General features: G+C 62.1%; 13 protein-coding genes and 2 pseudogenes. 11 read left to right on the top strand and 4 right to left on the bottom strand.

All coding sequences use genetic code 11. The features are described from left to right. The first annotated feature begins 308 nt into the window (after positions 1-308). Positions 309-548, top strand: coding sequence for a hypothetical protein (locus tag B3397_RS05655; protein ID WP_296248054.1), 240 nt, complete (start codon positions 309-311; stop codon positions 546-548). 12 nt (positions 549-560) lie between these two features. Here B3397_RS05655 and B3397_RS05650 read toward each other — a convergent pair whose 3' ends face one another. The 3 genes from B3397_RS05650 to B3397_RS05640 form a co-directional block, all read right to left on the bottom strand. Further along, positions 561-2,492, bottom strand: a complete 1,932-nt coding sequence (locus B3397_RS05650) for an alkaline phosphatase D family protein (protein ID WP_296248052.1) — start codon at positions 2,490-2,492, stop codon at positions 561-563. Positions 2,493-2,557: 65 nt separating this feature from the next. Next, positions 2,558-3,460, bottom strand: coding sequence for an AEC family transporter (locus B3397_RS05645; protein ID WP_296248141.1), 903 nt, complete (start codon positions 3,458-3,460; stop codon positions 2,558-2,560). Between the two features lie 118 nt (positions 3,461-3,578). Beyond that, positions 3,579-3,797, bottom strand: coding sequence for a hypothetical protein (locus B3397_RS05640; protein WP_296248051.1), 219 nt, complete (start codon positions 3,795-3,797; stop codon positions 3,579-3,581). A 140-nt stretch (positions 3,798-3,937) separates the two neighbouring features. On the opposite strand from B3397_RS05640, the gene B3397_RS05635 reads away from it, so the two are divergent. After that, a complete protein-coding gene (locus B3397_RS05635; RefSeq protein ID WP_296248050.1) occupies positions 3,938-5,098 on the top strand; it encodes a Gfo/Idh/MocA family protein in 1,161 nt (386 codons plus the stop codon). Between the two features lie 36 nt (positions 5,099-5,134). Here the strand turns inward: B3397_RS05635 and B3397_RS05630 are convergent, their stop codons facing one another. Beyond that, on the bottom strand, positions 5,135-6,073 hold the full coding sequence (locus B3397_RS05630; RefSeq protein WP_296248049.1) for a MurR/RpiR family transcriptional regulator: 939 nt from the start codon (positions 6,071-6,073) through the stop codon (positions 5,135-5,137). 274 nt (positions 6,074-6,347) lie between these two features. Between B3397_RS05630 and B3397_RS05625 the strand changes: the two genes are divergently transcribed. From B3397_RS05625 to B3397_RS05585, 9 genes and pseudogenes are all read left to right on the top strand, one after another. After that, complete coding sequence (locus tag B3397_RS05625) at positions 6,348-8,288, top strand: bifunctional 5-dehydro-2-deoxygluconokinase/5-dehydro-2-deoxyphosphogluconate aldolase (protein ID WP_296248047.1); 1,941 nt, start codon at positions 6,348-6,350, stop codon at positions 8,286-8,288. Between the two features lie 49 nt (positions 8,289-8,337). Beyond that, positions 8,338-9,231: a myo-inosose-2 dehydratase gene (gene iolE / locus B3397_RS05620; protein WP_296248045.1), complete on the top strand. Its 894-nt coding sequence runs from the start codon at positions 8,338-8,340 to the stop codon at positions 9,229-9,231. Beyond that, a pseudogene (iolB, locus tag B3397_RS05615) lies at positions 9,228-10,036 on the top strand (5-deoxy-glucuronate isomerase). The gene iolE and the pseudogene iolB overlap by 4 nt, the downstream one beginning before the upstream one ends. Positions 10,037-10,120: 84 nt before the next feature. Next, positions 10,121-12,058 carry a 3D-(3,5/4)-trihydroxycyclohexane-1,2-dione acylhydrolase (decyclizing) gene (iolD, locus tag B3397_RS05610; protein ID WP_296248043.1) on the top strand — a complete coding sequence of 646 codons (1,938 nt, stop codon included), beginning with the start codon at positions 10,121-10,123 and terminating at the stop codon, positions 12,056-12,058. A gap of 39 nt (positions 12,059-12,097) precedes the next feature. After that, positions 12,098-13,135 carry a Gfo/Idh/MocA family protein gene (locus tag B3397_RS05605; RefSeq protein ID WP_296248041.1) on the top strand — a complete coding sequence of 346 codons (1,038 nt, stop codon included), beginning with the start codon at positions 12,098-12,100 and terminating at the stop codon, positions 13,133-13,135. 57 nt (positions 13,136-13,192) lie between these two features. Next, the gene (locus B3397_RS05600; protein WP_296248039.1) at positions 13,193-14,119 is read left to right on the top strand and encodes a sugar ABC transporter substrate-binding protein; all 927 of its coding nucleotides are present in this window, start codon (positions 13,193-13,195) and stop codon (positions 14,117-14,119) included. 78 nt (positions 14,120-14,197) lie between these two features. Further along, positions 14,198-15,714 (top strand): annotated as a pseudogene (locus tag B3397_RS05595) (sugar ABC transporter ATP-binding protein). A 25-nt stretch (positions 15,715-15,739) separates the two neighbouring features. After that, positions 15,740-16,762, top strand: coding sequence for an ABC transporter permease (locus B3397_RS05590; protein ID WP_296248037.1), 1,023 nt, complete (start codon positions 15,740-15,742; stop codon positions 16,760-16,762). A gap of 175 nt (positions 16,763-16,937) precedes the next feature. Continuing rightward, complete coding sequence (locus tag B3397_RS05585; RefSeq protein WP_296248034.1) at positions 16,938-17,966, top strand: Gfo/Idh/MocA family protein; 1,029 nt, start codon at positions 16,938-16,940, stop codon at positions 17,964-17,966. Positions 17,967-18,429 lie beyond the last annotated feature (463 nt).

The raw sequence follows: 18,429 nt of genomic DNA, 5'->3' as shown, positions 1-18,429 counted from the left end.
CGCACTGTTCGAAAATCTGGCGTCATTATTAAAAATACATAAGAAACAATGGCTTACATCCAGTTATCAGAAGTGAAACGGCATGTGACGCCAATCCGACGGATGGTGGCCTAGGGCCGTTGTTACAGTGCGGACACCCATGCAGAATCGCTCCTGCTGCCACGGCAAAGCGACCGTTTCGCTCATCCCATCCAGTGTTCCACCCCCAGTTAGCGTGCCCTGATTAACGTGCCTGGTGCTGCCCGCGTCTTGCGACGAGTGCGACTGTGCGCGCCGGGTCCCCGTACCGATTACAAGGAGCTGTCGGCATGATGAGTGTCTACTTCGTGGTAATGACGATTTGCAGCGGGATGGAAGGCTGCGTGCAGGAGCGCAGGCCGGACGTGTATGCGACCCAGGAAGAATGCGTGCAGGAACTGGCGGCGTTGACGCCGCGCAAAGGCTTGAAATTTCGCTGTGCCAAGGGCCCGCAGCTGGTCGTCAGGGAAGATCGCAAAGCCGCTGCCAAGCCGCACCTTGTCTCCACAGCCATCACAGCGGCGCCCTGAATCGCGGCACTGTTATCGTGGCGACTGTTCGGGCTCGACGAAGCGCGTAGCTTCTTGGCCGTCGGCATTGAGCTGGTAGATGTGTGATGGCCGACCCTGGGCGTCGAACGTTACCAGGCCCAACCCAGAAGAATTCCACAGCCGCTCGCCGACTTTGCTGTGCTCAGGAATGTGCGGAACCACTCGCATGCGCCGGCGCTTGGTCAGCCAGTTCAGCGGTGAGCGTGGCGCGTACAGCCAACGATTCAGACGGTCGAACCAGTCCAGCAGCCTTCGCGGAAACTCGTTCTTGATACCGCTGCTGGTCACTTGCCAGATGCGCGGGCCGCCCTGGCGATGGCGAATGAACGCCTCATACACGAACGAGTAGTGGACGTCCCCGGACAGGATCACGTAGTTGCCCGGCGTACGCGAGTGGCGAAAGATATTGAGGATCACTTGCGCGGCACCGCGATGGGCCATCCAGTTTTCGGCATCCACCAACAGCGGAAAGCCGCACCAGCTGAACACCTTCTGCACTGTCTCGATCAACTTGACGCCGAACACCGGCGCCGGTGACACGACAATCGCGGCGGGGTGGTCGATGAGCTCTTGCTGAAGTTCGCTCAGCGCTTCCCAGTCCAGCAGCCCGGAAGGCTGATGCAGGTTGTATTCACTGCGCCAGCGTCGGGTGCGGGTGTCGAGTACCACCAGCGCAGGCTCGGTCGGCAGGACGTATTGCCACTGCTGGAAGCTGAGCAGATCGCCGATCAGCGTGTCCTGCGCGGCGCTGTCCAGGTGGTCCGCCGCTGGCGTTGTAAGTGCCTTGAATGGCTCCAGCACGGCGCCGAACGCATCCGGGTTGTTGCCCCAGCCCTGGCACAACAGATAGGCCAGCAGGGCGTTGCCGATGATGCGCTTGGAGAAGGGGTGGCCATAGGCAGTCTCTTCCCACTTGGCGGACAGGTTCCAGTCGTCGGTGATGTCGTGATCGTCGAAGATCATCAGGCACGGCAGGTGTGCGAATACCCTGGCCACGCCATTCAGGCTCTCGACGAAGGTGTCCAGATGGAACTGCTCGGCCGCATAGCGCCGTTGCTCGTCGGCGCTCAATCGCGGTGCTTGAGGGTTGATCAACGTCCAAGGGGTCGGCGACCAGACCAGCAGGTACATGGCCATGACTTCGGCAAAGGTAACCAGATGGTTGTCGGCAGAACTGCTGGTGAAAATCGGCTTTTTCTTGCCGCCGAAGAACCGCTCACGCAGGGTGTCGTTGCTTTGCAGCGCCGGCAGCAGATCGGCGCGATGGTAATAGCTCGCCGCGTGTCCGTAGAGCGCCGCGCTGTCGTCCACCACCGCGCCGTCCAGGTGTTCATGAAACAAGCCCAGGCGCTCGATGAGCGCGTGGATGGCCCGTAGCATCGGCCCGGCAACATCGTCGGCGTACACCTGATCGCCGCTCATCATCAACAGGGCCGGGCGCTGCGCGGCACTGCCGTCTGCGGCCAGCAGACGGTCGGCACACAACAGACCTTCCTCGGCACGGTGGTGCGGCTTGCGGCAAGAACCGTGCAGCATCTGTTCGATGCGCGAGCAGATCACGAAATCCGGCCGCTGCTTGTCCCCATACAGCAGATGCGGGGCCCAGTCGGCTATGCCGCGCTGGTGGTCGATCCGCAGGTCATAGTCGATACGGGTATCCCGAGGCAACGCGGTGTCGAGGTGAACATCGATCAGATGCACGAAGGCTTCGCGGCCGATGGCGATGACCTGGCATTGCTGCTCGTCCAGCGTCAGTTCGATGGCTGGCAGCTGTTCCCCGCTCAGGTGCAGCGTCAGCGGCAACGGGCGCGAGCCTACCAGCCAAAGCACCAGGCGTTGCGGTTCCTGACGACGCAGCATGGGGCCGGCCAGCACGCAGGGCAGGGCGGCGAGAGTTTGCAGGGTAGGGGGTGTCGCGGGCATCCGAAGGGTACGCTTGCACGGCTGAAGACAGCTGGATCATACCCCATGCTCAGGATGCCTGCTGCCTAGGCCAGTTGCAGGTTGATCCACATCCACAAAGGCAGGGTCAGCGCCGACAGCAGCGTCGACAGGCAGATCGCCGAACTGGTTTTCTGGCTGTCCTCCAGCGTTCGCGAAAAGCCCAGCACGTTGACACCGCAGGGGTTGGCCGCCATCAGCACGAGCACGCCGCGGGCGACGCCAGTGACCCCCAGGGTCATGCAGGCCAGCAGTACCAGGGCAGGCAGGGCAATCAGCTTGGCCAGGGCGATACCGATGGCTTCCGGGCTAGGCCGCAGTCGGTAACCGGCCAGGTTGGCACCCAGCACGATCAATGCGCAGGGCAGTGCTGCCTGGGCCAGCCAGGTGGTGAAGTGATCGGCCCAGCCCGGCAGGCTCAGTTCGGACAGGTTCAGCAGCACGCCCAGCAGCAGGCCGATGATCATCGGGTTGGCCAGGCTGCCGGTGAGGGTTCGGGCATTGAACGGCTCGCTGCCGGCCAGGCTGTTATAGAGGCTTTGGAAACTGAACAGCAGCAGGCTGTGCACCGCGAGCACGGTGAACAGCAGCACCAGCCCGCTGCTACCGAACAAGCCACCCACCAGGGGAATGCCCATCAGCGCATTGTTGCCGAACGCGGCCGTAAGCCCGAATGGCGTGGGATGCCCGGCATAGCGATGGATCACCAGGTTGACCAACGCGAACACCGCCAACGCCGGAACGAAATACGCGACCAGAACGGTCATGTTCAGGCCATCGTGCAGCGGCGCCTTGGCCATACCGGTGAACAGCACCATGGGCATGAACAGTTTGAAGGCCAGATTGCCCAGAGCCTTGTTGTTCTCCGCGGTCAGCGCCCCGCGTCGACTCAGCAGGTAACCGACGATGATCAGCAGGAAAATCGGCAGGATGGCTTGCGTCACGGCCACGGCATAAGGCTCCGACAGGAAAGGTGCGGGCATTATGACCAGCCGTGGGTGCTGCTGTCAGTGGCTTTCTAGAGCGGCTGCCGCCGGCCGCCCGGCCGGATTGCGACGTCGGCCGGAATCAGCGCTTGCCCATGGACCGACGGGTGCCGTTCGGCGCACGGCCTGGCGTCTTGTCATGGTTGGACTTGCCAGCACCCGGGTACTGCGCGCCTTGCTTCTTGGCTGCTGCGAAGGCGGCGGGCTTGAACGGGAAGCTGAACGCCGGAATTTTCACCGCGTCATCGGCGCCCAGCTCGTCGGGCGAAACGTGGTCGGGGACGGCTGGGCGATCGGACATGGTGACTCCGGGAATGCTGTGGGGCAGAAAGGGCGCGCAGTATAGCCGAGGTGTTGCGCTGTGTACGATAGGGGACCCAACGCCACCGCTCCACGCTGCTGCTATCGTTACCGCCCCTGATCACTAACAAGGACAACATCATGATCAATGGCAGCAAGCTTCTCGCTCACCCCATCCGCTGGGCCATGGTTGGGGGCGGCAGCCTCAGCCAGATTGGCTACAGTCACCGCTCGGCCGCACTCCGGGACCACTGCTTCGCCTTGGTCGCCGGTGCGTTCGACCTCGACACTCAGCGCGGTCGCACGTTCGGCGCTCAGCTGGGCGTCGACCCGGATCGCTGCTACCCCGACTACCTGAGCTTGTTCGAGCAGGAAGCTCGGCGGGCCGACGGCATTCAGGCGGTCACCGTGGCCACCCCCAACGGCACCCATTTCGCGATCACCAAGGCGGCGTTGGAGGCCGGCCTTCACGTGGTGTGCGAGAAGCCGCTGTGCTTCACCGTGCAGCAGGCCCATCACTTGCGTGATCTGGCCAGGGAGCGTCGGCGGGTGGTGGGCCTGGCGTACGGCTACGCAGGGCATCAGATGATCGAGCAGGCGCGGGCGATGATCGCCGCGGGTGAGCTGGGTGATATCCGCATGGTGCACATGCAGTTCGCTCATGGTTTTCACAGCGCTGCCGTGGAAGCCCAAAGCGAAGCGGCGAAGTGGCGCGTTGACCCCAACGTCGCCGGGCCCAGCTATGTGTTGGGCGATCTGGCCACTCACCCGCTCCATATCAGCGAGGTCATGTTGCCAAAGCTGAAAATCAAGCGATTGCTGTGCAGCCGCCAAAGCTTCGTCAAAAGCCGTGCGCCCTTGGAAGATAACGCCTACACGCTCATGGAGTATGCCGGCGGGGCCATGGGCATGCTCTGGACCAGTGCTGTGAATGCTGGCGGCATGCACGGTCAGAAAATTCGGGTGATCGGCTCGCAGGCCAGTCTCGAGTGGTGGGACGAGCGGCCCAACCAGCTGAGTGTCGAGGTGCAAGGCAAGCCCGCCCAGGTGCTGGAGCGAGGCATGGCCTATCTGCATCCCGAAGCATTGGTGGACGATCGGGTGGGGCCGGGGCATTGCGAGGGCCTGTTCGACGCCTGGTCGAATATGTATCTGCGCTTCGCGCTGGCCATGGACGCCGCAGACCGGGGTCTGGCCCCGCCCTTGCCCTATCCCGACATAGAGGCCGGCGTGCAAGGTGTGCGCTGGGTGCAGCGCTGTGTCGAATCGGCGGATGCCGGTGGCGTGTGGGTCGACTACTGATCATGCCCGTGAAGTGAGGGCGGACGGCACCGGGCTTCAGTCTTCGAAGCCCGGTTGCTCGTGAATCTCGTCCACCTTCAGTTCCAACCGATACGCGACGGCAATGAACAGCGCCTGACAGAGGCACAGCGTGGCGCTCAGGGAACGGAATGCGAACGAGCTGCCCTCGTTCACCAGCAACACGCTGTCGGCGCGCTTGGCCAGGGGGGACAGGTTGCTATCAGTGATGACCAGCGTCTTGGCCTGATGCAACTGGGCGATGCGCAGGCAGTGCTGGGTTTCCTTGCCATAGGGCGTGAAGCTGATGGCAATCACCAGGTCATCGGCACGCACGCTGCGCATCTGCTCGCGATAGCTGCCGCCCAGCCCTGACACCAGATGAATGCGCTTGTTGGTGTGTTGCAGGTTGTACACCAGATAGTCGGCGACCGCGAAGGATCGTCGAACGCCTACCACGTAGATGTTTTCGGCGTTGGCGACCAGCTCGGTAGCCGTTTCGAACGCGTCACCGTCAAGCTCCCGTTCCAGCCGCTCGATGCCGGACAAGGTCGCACTGACGCACTCGCGGGCCAGATCGACGCTGCGGGTGCTCCTGGACTTGCTGTCGATCAGATGGCGAATGCGTTGCTGGTAATTCTGTACAGGGCTGGCTTTCTGCGTATAGGCCTGGCGAAACAACGCCTGCATTTCACTGAAGCCGCTGAAACCCAGGCGTTGCGAAAAGCGCACGATGGCTGAAGGCTGCACTTCACACTCGCGCGCAATGTCGCTGATCCGATCAACCATGATGCGTTCGCTCTGCTGCGTCATGTAGCTGGCGATCCGCTTGAGTTGGCGAGGCAGGTCATCGTAGTCCCGAGTGATCTGCTGCAACAGTTGTTCGGCAGTTTGCGCCGGAGCAATTGCCGTCGAGGCACCCGGTTCGCTGTTCTCGGGATGGGAAGTGGCGGCCGCCGGCGGCTCGGAGCGGGGCATGGGCAATCCTTATGGCAGGGTCGGGGCAGCGCGTGCACGCGCAGGCGCTCGACTTCATCAGGTGGCTGGCATGTTACAGCGCTTGTCAGAAAAAAACCGCGACACATACGGTGCGGTGGCGGCAAACGACATGGCTCGAACGATAAAAATATTCTGAAATGATAGATCATGGAAATAAAATTGATTATTGGGCTTTGCCGTCCTAGAGTCACGGCACGAATGGCGCTTTCTTTCAGAAGGCCCGTGCAGGCTTATAAAAACAACAGGAGCCAATATGAGCCGGAGTCGTTTCGCCAGTGGGCGACAATACGATTTGGTGTGCCTGGGGCGGCTGGGCGTTGACCTCTATGCCCAACAGATAGGCGCCCGCCTGGAGGATGTCAGCAGCTTTGCCAAGTCGCTGGGCGGCTCCTCGGCCAACATCGCTTTCGGCACGGCTCGATTGGGCCTCAAGTCCGCCATGCTGAGCCGGGTGGGCGATGACCACATGGGACGCTTCCTCAGGGAGTCGCTGGCCCGCGAGGGCTGCGATGTCAGCGCTGTCGCCGTCGACCGCGAGCGCCTCACCGCCATGGTGTTGCTGGGCATGGAGGATCGCGAAACCTTTCCGCTGGTGTTCTACCGGGAAAATTGCGCCGACATGGCGCTGTGTGCCGAGGATGTACACGAGCACCTCATTGCTTCCAGCAAGGCACTGTTGATCACCGGCACGCATTTCTCTACCGAGGGTGTTCACGGCGCGAGCCTTCGGGCGCTGGAATACGCCGAGCGGTACGGCGTGCAGCGGGTGCTCGATATCGACTATCGTCCGGTGCTGTGGGGGCTGACCGGCAAGGCCGACGGTGCCACTCGGTTTGTCGCCGACCAGCGCGTCAGCCAGCACGTGCAAGGCATCCTGTCGCACTTCGACCTGATCGTGGGCACCGAAGAAGAGTTTCTGCTTGCCGGAGGCAGTGAGGATCTGGTCACCGCGTTGCGCACCGTGCGCAGCCTCAGCGCGGCAACCCTGGTGGTAAAGCTGGGGGCTCTAGGATGCACGGTCATCAGCGGGGCCGTGCCGGCGCGACTGGGAGACGCGATCATTCATCCCGGTCTTCGTGTGCAGGTACTCAATGTACTGGGGGCGGGTGATGCGTTCCTGTCCGGCTACCTCAGCGGCTGGTTGCGCGATGCCAGCGATGAGCGCTGCTGCCAACTGGGCAATGCCTGCGGGGCGTTGGTAGTGTCGCGTCATGCTTGCGCGCCGGCCATGCCAACCGCTGCCGAGCTCGACTATCTGTTCAGCCGCCCGGTCCCTATCGCACGTCCCGACCTGGACGACACCGTGCAGCGACTTCATCGAGTCAGCGTGCCACGCCGACACTGGCGTCAGTTGTTCATCTTCGCCTTCGATCATCGCAGCCAGTTCTTCGATCTGGCACGACAAGGCGGCGTCGATGTACAGCGGATCAGCGAGCTCAAGCAGTTGTTCGTGAAGGCAGTGGAGCACGTGCAGGCCGGCCTGGCCGACCGAGGGGTGGTGGCTGACGTTGGCGTGCTGGTCGATCAGCGCTTCGGCCAGGACGCTCTCGATGCCGCCACCGGACGTGGATGGTGGGTGGCGCGCCCGGTAGAACGGCAGGGATCGCGGCCCCTGACTTTCGAACACGGTCGCTCCGTCGGTACCAGCCTGATCGCCTGGCCCAAGGAGCAGATCATCAAGTGCCTGGTGCACTATCACCCTGACGACGAACCCATGCTGCGGCTCGAACAGGAGGCGCAGATTCGCGCGGTGTATGACGCATCGCTGGTCAGCGGCCACGAACTGCTGCTGGAGATCATTCCCCCCAGTGACCTCTGCGGTGCGCATCCGGACGTTCTCTATCGTGCGCTCAAGCGGTTGTACAACCTGGGCATCTACCCGGCCTGGTGGAAGATCGAAGCGCCCACCGCAGGCGAGTGGCAGCACATCGATGCCCTTATAGAAGAGCGCGACCCCTGGTGTCATGGCGTGGTGTTGCTGGGGCTCAATGCGCCCGTGGAGGTACTGGCCCAAGGTTTTCTCCATGCGCGTCGCAGCAGAAGCTGTCGAGGCTTTGCCGTGGGTCGGACGATTTTTCAGGAACCCGCTCATGCATGGCTGACCGGGCAGATCGACGACGCCACCTTGATCGAACGGGTGCGCGGCACCTTCGACGCCCTGATCCACGCCTGGTGCACTGCCCGAGCGCAGTGACGCCGGCTCAGCGACGCCTGAGTACGCCTACAACAATAAAGGTACCGTCATGTCCGCTATCCGAATCGGCATCAACCCTATCTCCTGGAGCAATGATGATCTGCCCGCGCTCGGGGGTGAAACCTCGCTGGAAACGGCCTTGAGTGAGGGCAAAGCGATCGGCTACGAAGGTTTCGAGCTCAACGGCAAGTTCCCCCGCACGGCCCAGGGCGTCAGCGACGTACTGGGTGCACATGACCTGGCGTTGGTGTCCGGTTGGTACTCGGGCTTGCTGGCGCATCGATCAGTGGCCGAAGAGATCGACGCGATTGCCAGCCATGTGCAGTTACTGAGCAGCAATGGCGCCAAGGTGCTGGTATACGGCGAGACGGCCGATTCGATCCAGGGACAGGCCGTCGCGTTGGCCGAGCGGCCCAGGTTCGCCGGCGCGCAGGACTGGCAGGCCTATGCCCACAAGCTCGACGAACTGGCCCGGTTCACCCTGTCTCAAGGTGTGCGCCTGGCGTACCACCCGCACATGGGCGCCTATGTGCAATCGCCAGAGGACATCGACCGGCTGATGACCCTGACGGGGGTGGAGGTAGGCCTGCTGTTTGACTCAGGACACTGCTACATGGGCGGTGGCGATCCTCTGCAGATGCTGCGCACACACGTCGAGCGAATCTGCCACGTGCACTTCAAGGACGTTCGCGCGCCAGTGGTGCAGATGGCCCGCAATGAACGCTGGAGCTTCCCCGACTGCATCGTCAACGGCACATTCACGGTGCCGGGCGATGGCGACATCGACTTCGCCGCCTTGCTCGACGCGTTGCTGGCCCGTGACTACAAGGGTTGGCTGGTGGTGGAGGCCGAACAGGACCCCGCCGTGGCCCCGAGCTATGCCTATGCGCAGAAGGGTTACGAGACGCTGCGACGGTTGCTCGAAGAAAGGAGCCGGGCATGAGCCTGTTGATCAAAGGCTGTCCACAGGGCCAGGTCCAGGTGCAGTTGCCCGAAGGGTGTCTTCAGTATGTCGGCTTTGCGGCCTATCGGTTGAGCCTGGGCGAAAGCCTGGCGCTGAGCGCAGGCGACCATGAGTTGTGTGTGGTGGTGCTCGCCGGCAGGCTCGATCTGGAAGGTATGCGCCAGGGCAAGGTGCAATCGGCTGGGGCAATGTCGGCCGCCGGGACTGCGTGTTCGAAGACAGGTCGCCCTACGCCGTCTATCTACCGCCCGATACCCAGGTCCGGGTCAGTGCCCTGAGCAACCTGCAGATTGCGGTGTGTTCGGCTCCTGGCAGCCGTGACGCAGGCTGGCCAGCGCGGCTGATCGACCCCGCCAGCATGCGGCGCAGTGTTCGGGGCAAGGGCGCCAACACACGTTATGTGTGCGACATCCTGCCGGACACCGGAGATGCCCATTCGCTGCTGGTGGTCGAAGTGCGCACGCCGCCGGGGCACTCCTCCAGCTATCCGCCGCACAAGCACGATACCGACGACCTGCCGCATCAGAGCCTGTTGGAGGAAACCTATTACCACCGGATCAATCCGCCCCAGGGATTCGTGTTCCAGCGTGTGTACACCGACGACCGCAGCCTCGATGAAGCGATGGCGGTGGAAAACGGCGATCTGGTGATGGTACCCAGGGGCTACCACCCGGTGTGCGCGCCCTATGGCTACGAGTCCTATTACCTGAATGTCATGGCCGGGCCCCGGCGCGTCTGGCAATTCCATAACGACCCGCGGCATGCATGGTTACTCGATGCATAGCGCCATCATCTTTCAGACGGTGACCAGCCGCCGGGAAGGCGCCGCCGACTCAACGCATCACTCGATCCTGCCGAGGAACCGCGCATGACCATTACCCGCCTGACCATGGCTCAAGCCCTGGTCAAGTTTCTGGACAACCAGTACGTCGAGGTGGATGGCGTACAGAGCAAATTCGTCGCCGGTGTGTTTACCGTGTTCGGTCATGGCAACGTGCTGGGGCTGGGACAGGCGCTGCAACAGGACAGCGGCGAACTGCTGGTGCATCAGGGGCGCAACGAGCAAGGCATGGCCCATGCCGCCATCGGTTTCGCCAAACAACATCTGCGGCGCAAGATCTACGCCTGCACGTCATCCGTGGGGCCTGGCGCGGCGAACATGGTGACCGCAGCGGCCACCGCTACTGCCAACCGCATTCCATTGCTGCTGCTGCCCGGCGACGTCTACGCCAGCAGGCAACCCGATCCGGTGTTGCAACAGATCGAGCAGTTCCATGATCTGAGCATCAGCACCAACGACGCCTTTGCTGCGGTCAGTAAATACTGGGATCGCATCAACCGTCCCGAGCAACTCATGAGCGCGGCGCTGCACGCCATGCGCGTACTGACCGACCCTGCCGAAACCGGTGCCGTGACACTGGCCTTGCCCCAGGACGTGCAGGCGGAGGCCTACGATTATCCCAACAGTTTTCTGGCCCGACGGGTGCATCGCATCGACCGCCGGCAGCCCACGCAAAATATGCTGGCTGACGCCAGCCGACTGCTGCTGGGCAAGCGCACACCGCTGATCATCTGTGGCGGTGGGGTCAGGTACTCGTCCGCCAACCTCGAACTGCAGGCGTTCGCCGAACGTTTCGGCATCCCCGTGGCAGAAACCCAGGCTGGCAAAAGCGCAATCACTTGCGATCATCCGCTCAACGTTGGCGGCATAGGCGAAACCGGCTGTCTGGCGGCGAATCAATTGGCCAAGGAAGCTGATCTGATCATTGGCATAGGCACGCGCTACAGCGATTTCACCACCTCGTCGAAGTGGTTGTTCCAGCATCCCCGCGCACAGTTTCTGAATCTGAACATCAATTCTGCCGACGTCTTGAAGCTCGATGGCGTCCAGATGCTAGCGGACGCCCAGGCAAGCCTGGTCGCACTCGGCGAGCAGCACGCGCTGGCCGGCTACCGCAGCGCCTGGGGCGGGCGGATTGCCCAGGCCAAGGCCGAGCTTGCCACGGAGTTGGTGCGCCTCGGTCAGGTTGAATATGGCGGCACCGAGTTCGTACCCGAGATCGACGACCACACGGATCCAGCAGTCCTGCGCGAGTTCGTCGAACTGACCGGCTCGTGCCTGACCCAGAGTCAGGTGCTGGCGGTACTCAACGATAGCCTGCCGCGTGACGCCATCATCGTTGCCGCCGCGGGGAGTCTGCCGGGCGATCTGCAGCGCAGTTGGCAATGCCGCGAGGCCAACACCTACCACGTCGAATATGGTTACTCCTGCATGGGCTACGAGGTCAACGCGGCGCTGGGGGTCAAGCTTGCCGAGCCTGCCCGGGAGGTGTATGCGCTGGTAGGCGACGGCTCCTACATGATGCTGCATTCGGAGCTGGTAACGGCGGTTCAGGAGCGGCGCAAGATCAATGTGGTGTTGCTGGACAACATGGCCTTCGGTTGCATCAACAACTTGCAGATGGGCCATGGGATGGACAGTTTCGGCACCGAATTGCGTTTTCGCGACCCGGGCAGCGGCCTGCTCGATGGCGGCCTGGTGCCGGTCGACTTCGCCATGAACGCGGCATCCTACGGCTGCAAGACCTACCGCGTGACCAGCGTTGAGCAACTGCGTGCGGCGCTGGCCGATGTACGGCGGCAAACCGTCTCGACGTTGATCGATATCAAGGTACTGCCCAAGACCATGCTCCATGGCTATCTGTCGTGGTGGCGGGTGGGTGTGGCGCAGGTTTCCACCAGCGAGCGAACCAGGGCCGCCGCACGTGCCGTGGCGCTGAACGTGACCAAGGCCCGCCGATATTGAAGCACGCTGCTCGTCAGCATCACCCACCAGGAGCTGTCCATGTCCATACCTTCACCTTCTGCCGCGCCGCTACGACTGGGCGTCATAGGCACCGGCGCCATCGGCCGCGACCATATCCGACGGTGTACCCATGCGCTTCTGGGCTGCACCGTGGTTGCGGTCAGCGATATCAACCCGGAGCAGGCCGCCGATGTGGTCGCCACCCAAGGGCTCGATGCCCAGATCCATAGCGACGGCTGGGCGTTGATCGAGGCCGCGGACGTTCAGGCGGTGCTCGTGACTTCATTGGGACCGAGCCACGAAGATTACGTATTGGCGGCCATCGCCAGTGGCAAGCCGGTGTTTTGCGAGAAGCCGCTGGCGGTATCCGCAGACGGTTGTCGGCGCATCGTCGAAGCGGAAATCGCCCACGGCAAGCGCCTGGTGCAGGTGGGTTTCATGCGCCCCTACGACCCAGGCTACCAGGCGCTCAAGGCGGTGATCGACAGCGGCCGGATCGGCGCCCCGCTGATGCTTCACTGCGCCCATCGCAACCCGTCGGTGCCGGCGCACTACACCACCGACATGGCCATTACCGATACGTTGATTCACGAGTTGGACGTGCTGCGCTGGCTGCTGGCCGACGACTACAAATCGGTACAGGTTGTATTTCCACGCCAGAGCAGTAACGCCCAACCCTATCTGCGCGACCCACAGGTGGTGCTGATCGAAACGCTCAACGGCACGCGCATCGATGTCGAGGTTTTCGTCAATTGCCAGTACGGGTACGACATCCAGTGCGAAGTGGTTGGCGAAAGCGGTACGGCGCGGCTGCCCGAGCCGCCGCAAGTGCAGCTGCGCAGTACGGCCCAGGTGTCCAGCGTCATCCTGACGGACTGGAAAGAGCGGTTCATGGCGGCCTACGACGTCGAGCTGCAGGCGTTTATCGACGGCGTCCGGGCAGGGACCCTTACCGGACCTTCGGCATGGGACGGGTATGCCGCCGCTGTAGCGGCGGACGCCTGCATCGTCGCGCAGCGCAGTGGTGGGGTGGTGCCGGTAGGGCTGCCCGAGCGACCGTGTTTCTACAGTCGATAGCTGAAAGCTGACCCGCCTATCCAATAAAACCAACAATCAAAAGCAGGTACTTTTCATATGAAACCTTCTCGTCTGCTCGCCGCGCTCGTTTTGCCTTTCTTCCTTGCCAGTGGCCCCGCCATGGCTGATCTCAAGATCGGGGTGGCCATGGCTCAGTTCGATGATGCCTGGCTGACCTACCTGCGTGAGTCCATGGTGGCCAGAGCCAAGGCAGACCCCGCCGGCGTTACCTTGCAGTTCGAGGATGCCCGCGCCGATGTGGTCAGGCAGCTCAGCCAGGTCGAATCGTTCATCAGCCAGAAAGTCGATGCCATCATCGTTGCCGCCGTCGACACCGCCGCCGTGGAGCAGATCACCCGGGCGGTGACCGGCGCAGGGATTCCCCTGGTCTACGTCAATCGGGCGCCGGAGGATGCGCAGTTGCCCAAGGGCGTTGCAGTGGTGGTGTCGGATGAGCTGGAAGCGGGACGGCTGCAAATGCAGTATCTGGCCGACAAGATGGCGGGGCAGGGCAATATCGTCATCCTGCTGGGCGATCTGGCGAATAACGCCACCACCAACCGTACCAAAGGCGCCAAGGAAATTCTTGGCCACTACCCCGGCATCAAGGTGGTACAGGAACAGACAGGCGTCTGGCTGCGTGACCGCGGCATGACGCTGGTCAACGATTGGCTCACTCAGGGTCGCCAGTTCAACGCGGTGATAGCCAACAACGACGAGATGGCCATTGGCGCGGTGATGGCACTCAAACAGGCCGGCGTGAAGCCCGGCAGTGTGTGGGTGGCGGGGGTGGACGGGACGCCCGATGCGTTGAACGCGATCCGCAAGGGCGAACTTGCCGCTTCGGTTTTCCAGGACGCCAAAGGGCAGGCCGATGGCGCCGTGGATGTGGCGGTGAAGATGGCTAGCAAGCAGCCCTACGAGCCAAGACGGGTCATTCCCTTTCAGTTGATCACCCCGGACAACGTCGAGAACTTCAGGTAATTGCCCAGCGTTTCTCCCTATGAATCCTGCCGGTGGCGAGCGGGCCCGGCTGCTCAGCTTATTGACGGAGAACCACAGATGCGTACTTCCACGATCGACGACCGCCCCTATCTGCTCGAAATGAGCCACATCAGCAAGGGCTTCCCGGGGGTGATCGCCCTCGATGACGTGCAACTGCGGGTACGCCCCGGATCGGTGCTGGCCTTGATGGGGGAAAATGGCGCGGGTAAATCGACCCTGATGAAAATCATCGCCGGGATCTATCAACCGGATGCCGGCCAGATCTGCCTGCGAGGTGAGCCGGTAGTCTTTGCCACACCGCTGGCTGCCTTGCAGGCCGGTATTGCCATGATCCATCAGGAACTCAACCTGATGCCGCACATGACCATTGCCGAAAACATCTGGATCGGTCGCGAGCCCCTCAATGGTTTGCAGCTGGTGGATCATCGCGCCATGCATCACTGCACCGCGCGGCTGCTCGAACGCCTGGGCATTGCGCTGGACCCCAATGAGCAGGTCGTCAACCTGAGCATCGCCGAGCGGCAGATGGTGGAGATCGCCAAGGCCGTGTCCTACGACTCGGACATTCTGATCATGGATGAGCCCACATCAGCGATCACCGAGACTGAAGTGGAGCAGTTGTTCACGATCATCCAGGACCTCAAGGCTCAGGGTAAGGGCATCATCTACATCACCCACAAGATGCAGGAGGTTTTCGCCATCGCCGATGAGGTCGCGGTGTTCCGCGATGGTGTCTTCGTAGGTTTGCACGAAGCGCGGGCGCTCGACGGTGACAGGCTGATCTCGATGATGGTGGGGCGGGAACTCAGCACCCTGTTTCCCGAACGTGAACAGCCGGTTGGGCCACTGCTGCTGGCAGTGCGCGACCTGACGCTGGATGGCGTATTCCAGAACGTGTCGTTCGACTTGCATGCCGGAGAGATTCTGGGGGTCGCGGGGCTGATGGGCTCGGGGCGTACCAATGTGGCCGAAACCCTGTTCGGCATCACGCCGGCCAGCAGCGGCACGGTGAGCCTGGACGGACAGCAGCTGTATATGACCGATCCACACATGGCTATAGAGAAGGGCTTTGCGCTGCTGACCGAAGACCGCAAGCTGACGGGACTGTTTGGCTGCCTCTCGGTGCTGGAAAACATGGGATGGCTGTGCTGCCTCACTACTGCGGCGGCGGCTTCGTGCGCCACAAGGCTCTTCGCGGCCTGTGCGAAGACATGTGCAGGAAACTGCGGGTCAAGACGCCCTCGCTCGAGCAGTGCATCGATACCCTTTCCGGAGGCAACCAGCAGAAAGCCTTGTTGGCGCGCTGGTTGATGACGAAGCCGCGCGTGCTGATTCTCGATGAGCCCACCCGGGGCATCGACGTCGGTGCCAAAGCCGAGATCTATCGACTGATCACCTTCCTTGCCCAAGAGGGCATGGCCGTGATCATGATTTCTTCGGAGCTGCCTGAGGTACTGGGCCTGTGTGACCGGGTGATGGTGATGCACGAAGGCGAACTGATGGGCACCCTTGCCCGGGGTGAAGCGACCCAGGAGCGAGTCATGCAGCTCGCTTCCGGACTGGCCCTGCATTGAGAACAATAACAACGAGGCTTGGACCATGAGTGCGATTCTGCAAAACAAACCGGCGGCAACGCCAGCTCGCGGCCGTCGGCGCCTGCCGACGGAGCTGAGTATTCTGTTGGTGCTGATCGGCATCGCTTTGGTGTTCGAGGTGCTGGGCTGGGTAGTTCGCGAGCAAAGCTTCTTGATGAACAGCCAGCGTCTGGTTCTGATGATTCTGCAGGTTTCGATCATCGGGATCATCGCCATCGGCGTCACCCAGGTGATCATCACCACGGGCATCGACCTGTCTTCGGGCTCGGTGCTCGCACTCTCGGCGATGGTAGCGGCAAGCCTGGCGCAAAGCTCCGATTTCGCCCGCGCCGTGTTTCCCTCGCTGACCGACCTTCCCGTGTGGATTCCGGTTCTTTGCGGGCTCGGCGTAGGTTTGCTGGCAGGGGCGATCAATGGCAGCATCATCGCCGTCGCCGGTATTCCACCGTTCATTGCCACGCTGGGCATGATGGTTTCGGCGCGAGGGCTGGCGCGGTTCTATACCGAAGGGCAGCCGATCAGCATGCTCACCGATTCCTACACCGCCATTGGCCGCGGGGCCATGCCCGTGATCATTTTCCTGACCGTGGCGGTGATTTTCCACATCGCGCTGCGCTATACCCGCTATGGCAAATACACCTACGCCATTGGCGGCAATATGGCCGCTGCTCGCACGTCCGGGATCAATGTGAAGCGCCACCTGGTGATCGTCTACAGCCTGGCCGGTCTGCTGGCTGGTTTGGCGGGGGTGGTGGCTTCGGCACGGGCAGCCACCGGGCAGGCAGGCATGGGGATGTCCTATGAATTGGACGCCATCGCTGCCGCCGTGATCGGTGGCACCAGCCTGGTGGGTGGCGTCGGCCGTATCGGCGGTACGGTGATCGGCGCGCTGATCCTGGGGGTCATGGCCAGCGGCTTTACCTTCGTGGGGGTGGACGCCTATGTTCAGGACATCATCAAGGGGCTGATCATCGTGGCGGCCGTGGTGATCGATCAGTACCGCAACAAGCGCAAGCTCAAGCGCTGATTGCTGATTGCTGATTGCTGATTGCTGACGGCTGAGAGGGGAGCATTCACCGCTCCTCCTGCACGCACGGCAGATCAGACGCAATCGAACCCAGGACTGCTCTAGCCTGTCACTTGTAGCGCAGCTCGCTGGGCATCAGCGGCTGGAAGCCATCACTACCCAAGGAGTTTCAACCATGCGAATCGGACTGGTCGGATATGGCAAAGGCGGCCGCTACTTCCACGCCCCCCTGCTGGCAAGCCTGCCCGCCGCGACCTTCACCGGCGTGGTCACGCGCTCTGCCTCTCGCCGTGAAGAGCTGGCCAAGGATCACCCCGGCGTCAGACCTTTCGACAGCATTGGCCAACTGGTGGAGGCAGGTGTAGACCTGGTCGTCATTTCAACGCCGCTGGAAGGCCGTTCCCAGCTCATCCGCGAAGCCATCGGACAGGGCGTCGCGGTCGTCAGTGACAAGCCGTTCGCCGTGGATGCCGATGAAGCCAGCGCCTTGATCGAAGCCGCGAAGCAGCGCGGCGTGCCGTTGACCGTTTACCAGAATCGTCGCTGGGACTCGGATTTCCTCACCGTGCGCAAGCTGATCGAAGACGGCACCCTGGGTGACATACGTCATTTTGAATCACGTATCGAGCGTTACTCGCCCCATTCCCTGGGCAACACCAGCGGCGGTGGGGTGCTGCGTGACCTGGGTAGCCACATGGTTGACCAGGCGCTGCAATTGTTCGGTCCGGCGCTTCGCGTCTATGGTGAGCTGACCTACAGCCCTGAGGCGCCCGAAGTGGACCACAGCTTCTTCGTCGCCCTGACCCACGCCAACGGCGTGGTCAGCCACCTGCACGGCAGCAAGCTGCAAGCGGCGGAGCCGCGCCGGTTTCGTGTGACCGGGTCCGCGGGCACTTACACCGTCAATGGCCTGGATGCGCAGGAAGAAGCCTTGCTCGCCGGTCGCTCGCCCAGCAGCGAAGGCGAGCGCTGGGGCGTCGAGGAACCGGGTAACTGGGGTTGGTTGCAGCAGGGAGATCAGCGCGATCAGGTGCGCTCGGAACAGGGCAGTTGGCCGCAGTACTACCTGCAATTGCAGGCAGCATTGGAGGCGGGCACACCGCCGCCAGTGACGCTGGACCAGGTGTTGTTGACGGTGCGGACACTGGATGCAGCGCGGGCCAGTGCGGAGGGAGGGTGTGTAGTGACGCTACCGCTCAAGTGAACGCGTACTACGCAGATCTCCGAATGCGTGGCCCTTACCAAAAATTAACTGCCCGCCACGCATTTGGTCTCAGGCATATGGGTTGGGCACTTCATTTGTATGGAAGAGCACAGCCGGAAGCGCTTCAAAGTAGGAAATATTACCCGGCGACGTAGGCAGTGTCTGTTTATGTATAGTGCGTTGGTAGTTTCCTTGAAATGCGGGTAGCGCGGACTACCCTTGCTTCTGCGAAAGAATAAATCCAACAAGCAGGAGCAAGGAAATGCAGTGTAACGCCTTCGAAGTCGGCCCAGCCTCCTACTCTACGCATCTCATGCAAACAAGATCTCAATGGCAGAGTGTGTCTGGCTGGTAGTTATCTTTCTTTAAAAATATCGCGCCGAGTCCCCACGTGCATAAACCGTGCAGATCCGTTATTAAGGTCTCTTCGACCTAGTGCCGTGTTGCTAGCTATAGCAGTGCT

The organism is Pseudomonas sp. UBA4194 (assembly GCF_002379585.1).
GTDB lineage: Bacteria > Pseudomonadota > Gammaproteobacteria > Pseudomonadales > Pseudomonadaceae > Aquipseudomonas.
This window is presented reverse-complemented; position numbering and strand designations above follow the sequence as displayed.

Excerpts from the sequence above, each read along its gene's own strand:
- B3397_RS05605 (WP_296248041.1), top strand. The coding sequence starts at position 12,098 with ATGTCCATACCTTCACCTTCTGCCGCGCCGCTACGACTGGGCGTCATA.
- B3397_RS05640 (WP_296248051.1), bottom strand. The coding sequence starts at position 3,797 with ATGTCCGATCGCCCAGCCGTCCCCGACCACGTTTCGCCCGACGAGCTG.
- iolE (WP_296248045.1), top strand. The coding sequence starts at position 8,338 with ATGTCCGCTATCCGAATCGGCATCAACCCTATCTCCTGGAGCAATGAT.
- iolD (WP_296248043.1), top strand. The coding sequence starts at position 10,121 with ATGACCATTACCCGCCTGACCATGGCTCAAGCCCTGGTCAAGTTTCTG.
- B3397_RS05600 (WP_296248039.1), top strand. The coding sequence starts at position 13,193 with ATGAAACCTTCTCGTCTGCTCGCCGCGCTCGTTTTGCCTTTCTTCCTT.
- B3397_RS05650 (WP_296248052.1), bottom strand. The coding sequence starts at position 2,492 with ATGCCCGCGACACCCCCTACCCTGCAAACTCTCGCCGCCCTGCCCTGC.
- B3397_RS05625 (WP_296248047.1), top strand. The coding sequence starts at position 6,348 with ATGAGCCGGAGTCGTTTCGCCAGTGGGCGACAATACGATTTGGTGTGC.
- B3397_RS05585 (WP_296248034.1), top strand. The coding sequence starts at position 16,938 with ATGCGAATCGGACTGGTCGGATATGGCAAAGGCGGCCGCTACTTCCAC.
- B3397_RS05590 (WP_296248037.1), top strand. The coding sequence starts at position 15,740 with ATGAGTGCGATTCTGCAAAACAAACCGGCGGCAACGCCAGCTCGCGGC.
- B3397_RS05655 (WP_296248054.1), top strand. The coding sequence starts at position 309 with ATGATGAGTGTCTACTTCGTGGTAATGACGATTTGCAGCGGGATGGAA.
- B3397_RS05635 (WP_296248050.1), top strand. The coding sequence starts at position 3,938 with ATGATCAATGGCAGCAAGCTTCTCGCTCACCCCATCCGCTGGGCCATG.
- B3397_RS05630 (WP_296248049.1), bottom strand. The coding sequence starts at position 6,073 with ATGCCCCGCTCCGAGCCGCCGGCGGCCGCCACTTCCCATCCCGAGAAC.